At 77.6% G+C, this 13,567-nt stretch carries 4 protein-coding genes; 3 read left to right on the top strand and 1 reads right to left on the bottom strand.

Going from position 1 to position 13,567, the window contains the following annotated elements; genetic code table 11:
* Positions 1-59 precede the first annotated feature (59 nt).
* Positions 60-953, bottom strand: a complete 894-nt coding sequence (locus ACGFXC_RS06455) for a LysR family transcriptional regulator (protein WP_393710107.1) — start codon at positions 951-953, stop codon at positions 60-62.
* 482 nt (positions 954-1,435) lie between these two features.
* Here ACGFXC_RS06455 and ACGFXC_RS06450 point away from each other — a divergent pair, with 482 nt between their 5' ends.
* From ACGFXC_RS06450 to ACGFXC_RS06440, 3 genes are read left to right on the top strand one after another with little or no spacing between them, the layout of a single operon-like run.
* Positions 1,436-8,644: an SDR family NAD(P)-dependent oxidoreductase gene (locus ACGFXC_RS06450; RefSeq protein ID WP_393710105.1), complete on the top strand. Its 7,209-nt coding sequence runs from the start codon at positions 1,436-1,438 to the stop codon at positions 8,642-8,644.
* Positions 8,637-13,235: a beta-ketoacyl synthase N-terminal-like domain-containing protein gene (locus ACGFXC_RS06445; RefSeq protein ID WP_393710103.1), complete on the top strand. Its 4,599-nt coding sequence runs from the start codon at positions 8,637-8,639 to the stop codon at positions 13,233-13,235. The genes ACGFXC_RS06450 and ACGFXC_RS06445 overlap by 8 nt, the downstream gene beginning before the upstream one ends.
* Positions 13,225-13,563, top strand: a complete 339-nt coding sequence (locus ACGFXC_RS06440; protein WP_393710101.1) for an acyl carrier protein — start codon at positions 13,225-13,227, stop codon at positions 13,561-13,563. Before ACGFXC_RS06445 ends, ACGFXC_RS06440 begins: the two co-directional genes overlap by 11 nt.
* The last annotated feature ends 4 nt before the right edge of the window (positions 13,564-13,567 follow it).

Here is a 13,567-nt window from a genome sequence, read left to right as displayed (position 1 = left end):
CGTTTGAGCATCGTTCGATGCCGGGGCGGCATGTCCGGCCGCGCGCGGGCGCCTTCCGGTCAGCGGGCCGGTTCCCGCAGCGGCGCGTTGTGCCGGGCGTGCGCGACGAAGGCGCGGGCCGCCCGGCTCAGCGGCCGGCGGGCGTGCGCGATGCCCACCGGGCGCAGCAGGGGAGGGGTGAAGGAGCGCACCTCCGCCCGGCTGCCGAAGGCCCTCAGCACCACGTCGCGGTACCAGATGAGGGAGCCGCGCCCGTCCGTCACGCCCGTCACCCAGGCGAGCCGCTCGTTGACTTCGAGGCAGGGCACCGGGCGAACGCCCAGGCAGCTGAACATCGCCTCAAGCTCGGTGCGCCGGCCCGTCCCCGGGGTGGGCAGCACCATCGGCAGTCCGTCGAGGGCGTGGAACGGCAGCGGGTCGGGCAGCAGCGTGCCGATCGGGGAGATGAGCACCACTTCGCGCTCCTGGATGTGGTGGGTGGACAGCTCCTTGTCCACCGGCAGGTCGACGAGCGCCAGCTCGGCCCGGCCCTGGCCGATTTCCTGGACCAGCGCCTCGCGGCTGTCGTACTGCTGGAGCCTGACGTCGACGCCCGGGTGCCGTTCGGCGAAGGCCGGGACCAGCTCGGAGGCCAGGTCGAGGGCGAGCGTCGGGGTGGTCACGAGGGTGAGCGCGGCCCGGACGTCCCTGCCGTGGGGGGTTCCTATGTCGTCGATCGCCTCCACCGCGTCGAGCACGGTGCGGGCCAGCCGGACGACCCGGGCCCCTTCCGGTGTGAGGTCCACCCCCCTTCCCCGGCGGGACAGGAGTTCGACCCCCAGGTCGCGCTCCATGGCCTGCACGGCCCGGGACAGTGCCGACTGGGCGACGAAGACCGAGGCCGCGGCCCCCGTGATGGAGCGGCAGTCGGCGACGGCGACGAGATAGCGGAGCTGCGCGAGTGTGGGGGTCATGACCGGACGGTAACCGGGCGAGGTTGCGCCTGTAAGACCAACTCGGGTGAACAACTGCCCGACTGCGCGTAGTGGTTCATGCCGGATGGGTGACGAGCCATGCCGATGCGGCATGCCCCCGCGCGGGCGGGGTGCGCCGCCCCGTGCGCGGGGCGTGCGCGGCCCGGCGTGCATCGCCGCAGGCCACGGTGTCGGGGGGCGCGTGCCGTCGGGCGGGCGCGTGCGGCCGGGACGGCCGCCGGGCGCCGATAACCCGAAGTGGCGCCCTCCGGATGCTGGTTGACAGTGCACGGCCATCACCGCACGATGCATCCCGGCATCGGGGAATTTGACCACTGTTCAAGCCTGCCCGCCGCAGACCGCCCGGCCGACGCGCACGCCGCAGGACCTCCGTTCCCCCGGCGGGGACCTCGCCCGCCGCTCTCCCGCCCGCCCCTGCCTGACGCAGCGCCATGTCACACAGCACTGGAAGAGGAGCGCCCGTGACCCCCCACCCCTCGGAGAACCTCCGGTCCCCCTCCGCCGCCCGCCCGCCCGCCGCCCCCCGCGTGCCCGCCGGGGACCGGGACCTGGTCGTCGCGGTCAGCCCGTTCGAGGAGCCCGGCCCGCGGATCGTCATCGCCGCCGAACGGGCCGGCGCCCTCGGCCTGCTCGACCTCGGCCGCGACCGCCCGGCCGCGCAGCGGGGCTTCGCCGCGCTCGCCCGCCGCCTGCCCGGTGGCCGCTACGGGGTACGGGTGCCCACGGACTGCCCGATCGGGCCGCGCGAGCTCCCGGCCGAGGTGGACACCGTGCTGCTCGCCGACCCGGAATCACACACGGCACGGCGGATCGCCGACTGGGCGGCGGCCGACGGGCGGCCCCGCGTATGGGCCGAGGTCACCTCGGCGGCCGGGGCCGCCGCCGCGGCGTCGGCGGGGGCGGACGCGCTCGTCGCCAAGGGACACGAGGCCGGGGGGCGCGTGGGGGCGGCCACCACCTTCGTCCTCCTCCAGCAGCTGCTCGCCGGCCCGGGAACCGGGGTGCCCGTACGGGCGTACGGCGGGATCGGCCCGCACACGGCCGCCGCCGCCGTCGCGGGCGGAGCCGCCGGGGTGCTGGTCGACGTACAACTCGCCCTCACCGCCGAGGGCGAGCCCGGGCTGCCCGCCGAAGTGGCCGCCGCCCTGCGGGCCATGGACGGCTCCGAGACCAGGCTCGTCGACGGCCACCGGGTCTACGCGCGGCCCGACCTGACCCCGCCCGAAGGCCCGGCCGCCCCACTGCTCGGCGCCCGGGACCTGCGCAGCCAGCTCCTCCCGGTCGGCCAGGACGGGGCCGCGGCCGCCCGGCTGGCCGCCCGGCACCGGACGGCCGGCGGCGTCCTGCGGGCCGTCCGCACCGCCGTCACCGGCCACCTGGAGGCCGCCGTACGGGCCCTGCCCCCGGCCGGCGGACACCGCGCCGCGGGCAGCACGCTCCCCGTCGCGCAGGGGCCGATGACCCGGGTCAGCGACCAGGCCGCCTTCGCCGCCGCGGTGGCCGCCGAGGGCGGGATCCCCTACCTGGCGCTCGCCGTCATGGAAGGGCCCGACGTACGCCGGCTCCTCGCCCAGACCGCCGAGCGGCTCGGCGAGCGGCCCTGGGGGGCCGGCCTGCTCGGCTTCGCGCCGCCCGCCCTGCGCCGCGAGCAGCTCGCGGCCGTCCTGGAGGCGCGCCCGCCGTACGCGATCATCGCCGGCGGCACCCCCGCCCAGGCCGCCCCCCTGGAGGCCGCCGGGATCAAGACCCACTTGCACGTCCCCTCCCCGGGCCTGCTGGAACGCCATCTCGCCGACGGGGCCCGGCGGTTCGTCTTCGAAGGGCTGGAATGCGGAGGCCACGTCGGACCGCGCGCCTCCTTCCCGCTGTGGGAGGAGCAGATCGACATCCTGCTGTCCTGCCCCGAACCGGCCGCACTGGACGTGCTGTTCGCGGGCGGCATCCACGACGCGCGGTCCGCCGCCATGGCCACCGCCGCCGCCGCGCCCCTGACCGCGCTCGGCGCACGCGTGGGAGTGCTCATGGGCACCGCCTACCTCTTCACCGAGGAAGCCGTGACAGCGGGAGCCGTCCTGCCCGGCTTCCAGCGCGCCGCGCTCGAATGCACCACCACCGTGCTCCTGCACACCGCCCCCGGCCACGCCACCCGCTGTGCGCCCACCCCGTACGCCGACACCTTCGAGGCGGCCAGGCGGCGGCTCGTGCGCGACGCGGCCGGACCGCGCACCGGGTGGGAGGAGCTGGAACGGCTCAACCTGGGCCGGCTGCGCATCGCCAGCAAGGGCCTGCGGCGCGCCGCGGACGGCTCCGGACTGGAGCGCGTCGACGAGGAACAGCAGTACGCCGAAGGGCTGTTCATGATCGGTCAGGCCGCCGCCCTGCGCACGGAGACCACCACGATCGCCGCGCTGCACGCCCAGGTCACCGACGGCGCGGCCGCCCTGCTCCGCCGCCGCGCCGAAGAGCTCGCCGCCCCCGCGCCGGACGCCGGGCCGCCCGCCCCCCTGGACATCGCCGTCGTCGGCATGGCCTGCGCCTACCCCGGCGCACCGGACCTCGCCGGCTACTGGGCCCGGATCCTCGCCGGGGACGACGCGGTGGGCGAAGTCCCGCCCGAACGCTGGGACCCGGCCCTGTACTACGACCCCGACCCGGCGCGCGCCGGCGACCGCACGCCCTCCCGCTGGGGCGGCTTCCTCGGCCCGGTCCCCTTCGACGCCCTCGCGCACGGCATCCCGCCGACCTCGCTCGCGGGCATCGAACCGGTCCAGCTGCTGGCCCTGGAGATCTCCGCACGCGCCCTCGCGGACGCCGGGTACGGCAAGGACCGGGACTTCGACCGGACCCGGACCTCGGTGGTCTTCGGCGCCGAGGCCGGCACCGAACTCGCCGGTGCCTACGGGCTGCGCGCCCTGTACCCCGGCTACCTGGGGGCGCTGCCGCCCGCACTGGACGAGCAACTGCCCCGCCTCACCGAGGACTCCTTCCCCGGCGTCCTCGCCAACGTCATCGCGGGCCGGGTCGCCAACCGGCTGGACCTCGGCGGCGCCAACTGCACCGTCGACGCCGCCTGCGCCTCCTCGCTCGCCGCCCTCGACCTCGCCTGCCGCCAACTGACCGACCACGACAGCGACATGGTGCTGTGCGGCGGAGCCGACGTGCACAACGGCATCAACGACTACCTGCTCTTCTCCTCCGTCCGGGCGCTGTCCCCCGGCGGCCGCTGCCGGCCCTTCGACGCCGCCGCCGACGGAATCGCCCTCGGGGAGGGGGTCGGAGCGCTCGTCCTGAAACGGCTCGCCGACGCGGAACGGGACGGCGACCGGGTGTACGCCGTGATCAAGGCGGTCGGAGCCGCCAGCGACGGACGCTCCCTCGGCCTGACCGCGCCCCGGCCCGAGGGACAGCGGCGGGCCCTGGAACGGGCCTACGCCCGGGCCGGCGTCACCCCCGCCGAGGTCGGCCTGATCGAAGCGCACGGCACCGGCACGGTGGTCGGCGACAGCACCGAACTGGCCGTACTGAGCGACCTGTTCACCGCCTCCGGGGCGACCCCGGGGAGCTGCTCGCTCGGCTCGGTCAAATCGCAGCTCGGTCACACCAAGTGCGCCGCCGGGCTGGCCGGACTGATCAAGGCGGCCCGCGCGGTGCACGCCGGGGTCCGGCCGCCCACCCTGCACCTCGACACCCCGGTACCGGCCTGGCGGGCCGACACCAGCCCCTTCTTCTTCGACACCGAGGCCCGGCCGTGGGCGGCACCCCCGGAGCGCCGGATCGCGGGGGTGAGCGCCTTCGGCTTCGGCGGCGCCAACTACCACGCCGTGCTCAGCGGGCACGCGGGATCCGAGGAGCCCCGCCACGGCCGGGAGGAATGGCCCGCCGAACTGTTCTGCTTCCGGGGCGAGGACCGGCGCGCGGCGGCCAGGGCCGTGGCGCGGCTCGCCGCACGGGTGGAGCAGAACGACGCCGCCGGGCGGCCGTGGCCGCTGCGGGACCTCGCCGCGGAGGCCGCCGGCTCCGCCACCTCCGCCCCGGTCCGGGTCGCGGTCGTGGCCCGCGACCTCGACGAGCTGTCGGCCCGGCTGGAGCTGGCCCGGACCTTCACCCCCGGCGCGGGGGTCCACGTACGGGCGGAAACCGCCGATCCGGGACAGGTGGCCTTCCTCTTCCCCGGCCAGGGCAGCCAACGCACCGGCATGCTCGCCGAGTTGTTCACGGCCTTCCCCGCCCTGCGCGAGCTCCTGGACGAGGCCCCCGCCCCCGTGGTCGCCGCGATGTTCCCGCCGGCGGCCTTCACGCCGGCGGCCCGGGCCGCCCAGCGCGCCGCGGTCACCGACACCCGCACCGCCCAGCCCGCCCTCGGGCTGGCGGGCTCGGCCGCGCACCTGCTGCTCGGCACGCTCGGCGTACGGCCCGACTGCGTGGCCGGACACTCGTACGGAGAGCTCACCGCCCTGTGGGCGGCCGGGGTGTGGGACGCGCGGACCCTGCTGCGCCTGAGCGGCCGCCGGGCCGAGGCGATCGTCGCGGCCGCCGGTACGGATCCGGGCGCGATGGCGGCGGTGACGGCCGCGCCGCACGAGGTACGGGAGATCGCGGCGCGGACCGGCTGCGTGGTGGCGAACCACAACGCGCCCCGCCAGTGCGTGATCTCGGGACCCTCCGGCTCCGTGTCCGCGGCGGTGGCAGCGCTGCGGGAGGCGGGGCTGTCCGCCGAACCGATCCCGGTGGCCTGCGCGTTCCACAGCGGGGTCGTGGCGGGGGCGGCGACGGCCCTCGCCGCGGAACTGGCCGGGACGGTGCCGGCGCGCGCCACCGTCCCGGTCTGGTCGAACACCACGGCCGGTCCGTACCCGGCCTCCGCCGACGAGGTACGGAGCCTGGTGGCCCGGCAGCTCGCGGAGCCGGTCCGGTTCGTCGAGCAGGTGGAGAACATGTACGCCGCCGGGGTGCGCACCTTCGTCGAAGCGGGGCCGGGCCGGGTCCTGTCGGGCCTGGTCGGCCGCATCCTGCACGGCCGACCGCACACGGTGGTCCCGCTGGACGTGCCGGGGGAGCACGGGCTGCTCCGGCTGGTCACGGCACTCGCGGAACTGGCGGCGGCGGGCGTACCCGTCGCCCCGGAGGCGCTGTTCCGCGGCCGTACCTCCCGCCTCCCCGAGCGCGCCCCCAGGAGGCCCGGCTGGCTGGTGGACGGCCATCTGGTGCGCACCGCCGACGGCGCCCCGGTCCCGGGAGGCCTGCGGCCGGCCCGCCGGGTGGCGCCCGGGGCGGGGGACGCGGAGCCGGGGCGGGTGCGGGCCCCGGCGGAGGGGGACGGGGCGCGGCGGAACGGGGCAGAGCGGGACACGGCAGGGCGGGACACGGCAGGGCGGGACACGGCAGGGCGGGACACGGCAGGGCGGGACACGGCAGCGCGGGACACGGGAGGTCAGCGGATGGTGCACGCCATGAGCGACGGGCCGGCGGTCGAGCGGCCCGCCGGCGGTCCCGGAACCCGGGCCGCGGGAGGCGCCGGCCACGGCGAGGAGGCGGTGGTGGCGTACCTCCGCGCCTCGTGCGAACTGGTCCAGGCGCAGCGGGACGTCCTGCTGGGGTACCTGGGATACCTGGGTTCGGCGGCCCCGGCGGCCCCGGCCGTGGCGGGCGCCGGCGCGGAAGCGGCACCGGGGACGGTCTTCGCGGCCCGGCAGGCCCCGGTCCCGGCCCTCGGCGCCGGGCCGGGCGCGGGCTCGGGCGCCGCGTGGGCGGCGGACGGGGCCGCTCCCGGCGCGGCGGCATCCGGGGCGCCCGACGGCCCGGACGGGCCGGACGGGAGCCCGGCCGCGTTGCCCGACGGCGCGGCGCTCCCCGCCCGCAGCGACGGCGACGGCCCGCCGGACGGCTACGCCTCCGGCCCCGACGCGGGGCCGGGGGACGCGGGCGGTGGCGGGCCCCGCTCCGCCGAAGAGGTGCTGGACGTGGTGGTGGAGATCGTCCACGTCCGGACCGGCTACCCGCGGGACATGCTCGACCCCGACCTGGACCTGGAGGCCGACCTGTCCGTCGACTCCATCAAGCGCGTCGAGATCATCGGCGCCCTGGCCGACCGGATCGGCCTCCCCCGGGACCCCGGCGGCTCCGCCGAGACCGCCGTCGAGGAACTGTCCCGCATCAAGACCCTGCGCGGCATCGTCGACTGGGTCACCACCCACACCGCTCCCGCCGCGCCGCCCGCCGCCCCGGCCGCCGCCGCGCTGCTGCGGCTGCGGGTGGAGCCGGTGCCGCTGCCGCTGCCCGTGCCGGACGGGGACCCGGAGGGCCTGCGCGGCCTGCGGGTCGGGCTCGTCGGGGAGCCGGGTGACGGGCAGGGCGTGGTACCCGCGCTCACCGCCGCGCTCCGGGAGCACGGGGCGCGGGTGAGCCATCTCGCCGCGGCCGGAACCGGGTTCGACGCGCTCCTCGACCTGACCGCCCTGCGCCCGGGGGCGGAGCCCGTCCTGCCCGAGGCCTTCCCCGGCTGGCAGCAGGCCCTGACCGGCGGCGCGCGCCGGCTGCTCCTCGTCACCGCGCACGGCGCCACCCCCGGCGCCGGACTGCACGGTTTCGCCCGCAGCGCGGCACTGGAGTTCCCCGGCCGGCTGGTCCGCGCCGTGGAGGTCCACCCCAAGGAGGACCCCGAGCGGATCGCCGCGCAGCTCCTCGCCGAGCTGGGGTCCGCCGTCCCGGAGGGCCCCGGGGCCGCCGTCGCGTCCGTCGGCTACACCGCCGAGGGCGTACGGGTCACCCGCCGGCCGGTTCCCGCACCGCTCGCCGCCCCCGCCGGCGCGGAGCCCCCGCTCGGCCCGGGGTCCGTGGTCCTGCTCACCGGCGGGGCCCGCGGGATCACCGCCCGCACCGCCCTGGCGCTGGCCCGGGCCACCGGCTGCCACGTCGAGCTGATGGGACGTACGCCGTGGCCCGGCGGCGGGGCCGACGGGTTCGGGCACGCCACCGACCGGGTGGCCCTGCGCGCCGCCCTGATCGCCACCGGGCTGCGCACCCCCGCCGAGATCGAGGCGTCCGCCTCGCGGATCCTCGCCGAGCGCGAGGTCCGGGCCACCCTGGACGCCCTCGGCGCCGTGGCGGCGTCCGTCCGCTACCACTGTGCGGACGTCACGGACGAGCGGGCGGTGCGCGCGGTGGTCGCCGCGGTACGGGAGCGGCACGGCAGGCTCGACGGCATCGTGCACGGCGCGGGGACCCTGCGCGACGGGCTGCTCGCCGACAAGAAGCCGACCGCCTTCGCCGAGGTGTTCACCACGAAGGTGACCGGCGCCCGGCACCTGGCCGCCGCGGCGGCCGAGCACGGCACCGGGCCCGCGCCCCGGTTCCTCGCCCTGTTCGCCAGTGTGGCGGGTGCCTACGGCAACCGGGGCCAGAGCGACTACGCGGCCGCCAACGACGCCCTCGACGGCCTCGCGCACACCTGGGCGGAGTCCTTCCCGGGCCGGGTGCTGTCCGTGGACTGGGGGCCCTGGGCGGCGGAGGCGGGCGGGATGGTCAGCCCCGAACTGGCCCGGGAGTACGCCCGGCGCGGCATCCCGCTGATCGGCCCCGAGGCGGGCACTGCGGCGTTCCTCGCGGAACTCGCCCACGGGAGCGACGTACAGGTCGTGCTGATGGCCGGGGAGGGTGAGGGGCGTGGCTGACCGGGGGCAGCGGCGGCGCCGCGGCGGCCCGCGTCCCGCCGACGCGGCGATCGTCGGGATGGGCGCGGTGTTCCCGGGCGCCGCGGACCTGGCCGCCTACCGCCGCAACCTCCTGGCCGGTACGGACTGCATCGGTGACGTCCCGCCCGGCCGCTGGGACCCGGAGGTGTACTACGACCCGGACGGCGCCACCGGTCCGGCGTCCGGCGACCGCTTCTACTGCCGGCGCGGCGGATTCGTGGACGGGCTCGCCGCCTTCGACCCGGTCCGGTTCGGGATCATGCCCGCCGCCGTCGAGGGCGCCGAACCGGATCAGCTGCTGGCCCTGCACGCCGCGGCCGCGGCCGTGGCCGACGCGGGCGGCGAGGACCGGCTGCCGGCCGACCGCTCCCGGATCGGGGTGGTGCTGGGGCGCGGCGGCTTCATGGGCGTGGCCACCGCCCGTCTCGACCAACGGGTGCGCACCGCGCACCAGTTGGCGCAGACCCTGCGCGAACTCGCGCCCGAGCTGGGGGAGCGGCGGATCGCGGAGGTGCGGTCCGCCTTCCAGGACGCCCTCGGCCCCGAACGGCCGGACGCCTCGATCGGACTCGTGCCGAGCTTCACGGCCGCCCGGACCGCCAACCGGCTGGACTTCCGCGGCCCCGCCTACACCCTGGACGCGGCCTGCGCCTCCTCGCTGCTGGCGGTGGACCAGGCGGTGGGACTGCTGGCCGCCGGGAGCTGCGACGCCGTGGTCGCCGGGGCCGTGCACCACTGCCACATCGCCACCCTGTGGAGCGTGTTCACGCAGTTGCGGGCCCTGAGTCCCAGCGAGCGCATCCGGCCCTTCGACCGGCGGGCGGACGGGACCCTGCTGTCCGAGGGCACGGGTGTGGTGCTGCTGAAGCGGCTGGCGGACGCGGAGCGCGACGGCGACCGGATCTACGCCGTGATCCGCGGTACGGGCGTGGCCGGGGACGGGCGGGCGGCGAGCCTGATGAGCCCGCTCGTCGCCGGACAGGTAAGGGCCCTGGAGCGGGCCTGGCGGGACGCGGGCCTGGACCCCCGGGCGCCCGGCGCGCTGGGGCTGCTGGAGGCGCACGGCACCGGCACCCCGGTCGGGGACGCGGCCGAACTGGACACCCTGGCCGAGGTGTTCGGGCCTGCGGCGACGGCCGCGCACGGCATCGGCTTCGGCTCCGTGAAGTCGATGCTCGGACACACCATGCAGGCCTCCGGGATGGCCGGACTGATCAAGGCCGCCCTCGCGGTGCACGAGGGGGTGCTGCTGCCCACCCTGCACCTGGAGGAACCGCACCCCGGCCTGGCCCGCACCCGGATGCTGCCGCTGACGGGGGCCCGGCCCTGGGAGCGCGGACCGGGGCCACGGCGGGCCGGGGTCAACGCCTTCGGTTTCGGCGGGATCAACGCCCACGTGGTGCTGGAGGAGGCCCCCGGTGCCTTCGCCGCCCCCGCCGGCCCCGGCCGCGTTACCGGCTCCGGCCCCGCTCGGTCCGGTTCCCGGGCCGTGCCCGGACGCCGGTTCCTGCCGCTGGACGGCGCGGCGGCCCTGCCGGTGGGAGCCGCCGGGCGGGACGACGTACTGCTGATGGGAGCGGACAGCGCGGCGGAGCTGTCCGCCCGGCTGGAGAGCGGCCCACCGCAGTCCGGCGGGGAGGGGCCGTGCCGGCTCGCCGTGGTCGGGCCGACGCCCCAGCGGCTGGCCCTGGCCGCGAAGGTGCTGGCGCGCGGCCGGGCCTGGCGCGGGCGCGGGGAGGTGTGGTTCACGCCGGAGCCGCTGGGCGGCCGGCTGGCGTTCCTGTTCCCCGGCCTGGAACCGGAGTTCGCCCCCCGGCTGGACGACGTCGCCGACCGGCTCGGGATGGACCGGCCCCGGCTGACCGGCGGCACGGAGCTGATGGAACGCGCCCTGGACGCGATCGCCACCGGCCGTTTCCTCGCCCGCGCACTGCCCGGACTCGGCATCGAGGCCGATGTGCTGGCGGGCCACAGCCTGGGGGAGTGGGCGGCCATGGTCGCCGCCGGCCTGTACCCCGAGGACGCGGCCGACGCCTTCCTGGACTCGCTGCGGCCGGGCGCGCTGAAGGTCCCCGACCTGGTCTACGCGGCGCTGGGCTGCGGGACCCGGCGGGCGCGGGCGGCGATCCAGGGGCTGGAGCAGGTGGTGGTCAGCCACGACAACTGCCCCCACCAGTCGGTGATATGCGGGGATCCGGCCGAAGTCGCGGCCGCGCTGGAACGGTTGAAGGCCGACGGGGTCCTGGGCCGCGAACTCCCCTTCCGCTCGGGGTTCCACACCCCGATGTGGGAGCCCTACCTGGGCCAGGTCCGCGCCGCCTTCGACCGGCTGCCGCTGCGGCCGGGCACCCTTCCCGTCTGGTCGGCGACCACGTGCGCGCCGTTCCCCGCCCCGGAGGACGACGTACGCGCCCTGGTGGTGCGCCACCTCCTGGAGCCGGTCCGCTTCCGCGAACTGACCCTGCGGCTGTACGAGGACGCGGGCGTACGCGGCTTCGTCACCCTGGGCCCCGGCAGCCTGTCCGGCTTCGTCGAGGACACCCTCCGCCACCGGCCCCACCTCTCGGTGCCGGCCTCCTCGCCCCGCCTGACGGGGCTCGACGCCCTCCGGCGCACCTGCGCCGCCCTGTGGACCGAGGGGCACGCGCCGCGCTGGGACCGCCTGCTCCCGGCGGCCGCGGAGACCGGGCCGGGCGCGGGCGCCGTCCGGCCGGCCGCGCCGCCGCGCCGGCCCGTCCCCCTGGACCTCGGCTCGCCGCTGGTCCGCCTGGGCGAGGCGGCCCGCACGGCCCTCGGCTCCCTGCTGGACCCGGCCGCCCCCGCGCCGGCCCCCGCTCCCGCGACCCCTCTGCCCGCTACCCCTGCGCCCGCGACCCCTGCGCCCGCGCCCGCCGGCCCCGTTCCGGCGGCGGGACCCCGGCCGGTGCTGCTGTCCGCCCTGGACGCCGGCCCCGCCGACGGGGCCGCCGCGGGGCCCGCCCCGAGCGAGGTCCTGCGGCTCTCGCTGGCCGCGCTGCCCTACGTACGGGACCACTGCGTGTACCTCCAGCCCGACGGCTGGCCGCACGACTCCGACCGGTTCCCCGTCGTCCCCATGACGACGATGCTGGAGCTGGCCGCCGACGCCGCGCGGCGCCGCGCCGCGCCCGGCCTGGTCGTCACCGGCTACGACCGGGTGCGGGCCCTGCGCTGGCTCCCCGTCGAACCGGCCCTCGACCTCGACGTCACCGTCCGCGACGACGGCCCCGGCCGGCTCCGCGTCCTCCTCGGGGAGTACGCCGACGTGGTCGTGCTCCTCGCCGACCGGTACGGGCCGCCCCTCGCGCCCGACCCCACTCCCGTGCGCGGCCTCGGGCCCGCCCCGGTCAGCGCCGAGGCGCTCTACCGCGACCGGTGGATGTTCCACGGGCCCTGCTTCGCCGGAGTCCACGAGGTCCGGGCCGTCGGCTCGGACGGCATCCTCGGCGTGCTGCGGGCCCTGCCCGACCCGGGCGCGCTCCTCGACGCCGCCGGGCAGCTGTTCGGGCACTGGATGCAGCTCCGACTCCCCGTCGACCGGCTGGTGTTCCCCGCCACCGTGGACCGCATCCGCTTCTCGGGGCCGCCCCCCGCCCCGTACGAGCTCGTCGCCGCCACGGCCCGGATCCGCGAGGTCCGCGACGTCACCGTCCGCGGCGACATCGAGCTGCGCCGGGCCGACGGCGCGGTGTGGGCCCGGATCGAGGGGTGGACGTACCGCCGCTTCGGCGCCGACGAGCGGGTCTGGCCGATGAAGTTCACCCCCGAGGTGTGCGGCATCGGCGAACCCCGGCCCGAGGGGTGGTGCCTCGCCCGGCGCCGCTGGAGCGACCCCGCCTCGCAGGAACTGGTCATGCGCCGCTACCTCGGCGCCGCCGAGCGCACGGCGTACGGACGGCTGTCGCCGCGTGCCCGGGCGCCCTGGCTGCTGGGCCGGATCGCCGCCAAGGACGCGCTGCGCCACCTGCTGTGGGACGGCGGCGCGGGGCCCGTCTTCCCGGCGGAGGTGCCCGTCGGCAACGACCCGGCGGGCCGGCCGCGCGCCGAGGGCCCGCTGGCCGGGGGCGTGCGGCTGACCCTCGCCCACAAGGACCGGCTCGCCGTCGCCCTCGCCGACCCCGCCCACCCGGTCGGCATCGACGTGGAGCCCGTGAGCACCGACCCGGACGCGTTGGTCCGCATCGCCCTCGCCCCCGGCGAACTCGGGCTCGCGGAGCGGCTCGCGGCGCACGAGGGCACCGGGCTGGCGACCGCGCTCACCCTGCTGTGGTGCGCCAAGGAGGCCGCGGCCAAGGCGGCGGGGACCGGGCTCGGCGGAAGACCGCGCGAGTGGCGCGTCGACGGCGACCCGGGCTCCGGGCGGCTGCGGGTGCTGTCCCCGGACGGCCGCCCGTACCCGGTCCGCACCACCCTCCTCACCGACGAGTACCCCGCTGACCTGCGCCCCGGGGGCGTGGCGCCCGACCACGTCGTCGCCTGGACCGACCTTTCCGCAGTCCGCTCCTCCGTCCCCCGTCCCCTCCCCCTCACGGAGACCAGTCATGGCAGCTGACATCCTCGCCGAGATCACCGGCATGCTCGTGGAGATCGTCGGTGACGAGTACCTCCTCGCGGACGAGGTCACGATGAAGACGACGTTCAACGAGGATCTCGCCCTGGAGAGCGTCGAGTTCGTCGCCCTCGCCGAGCTGCTCCACCACCGCTACGGCGCCGAGGTGGACCTGATGGGCTTCCTGTCGGAGAAGGACATGGACGCCATCCTCGCCATGTCCGTCGGCGAACTCGTCACGCACATCGGCCGGATCACCCACGCCTCCCTGGCCCGGACCGCCGCGCCCGGCGCCGGGACCGCCGGCGGCGGTCCCGCCTCGGAGGGCTGATCCC

The organism is Streptomyces sp. NPDC048507, assembly GCF_043199995.1.
Taxonomy (GTDB): Bacteria; Actinomycetota; Actinomycetes; order Streptomycetales; family Streptomycetaceae; genus Streptomyces.
Note: the sequence above shows the minus strand (reverse complement) of the source record. Positions and strands in the feature narration are given on the sequence as shown.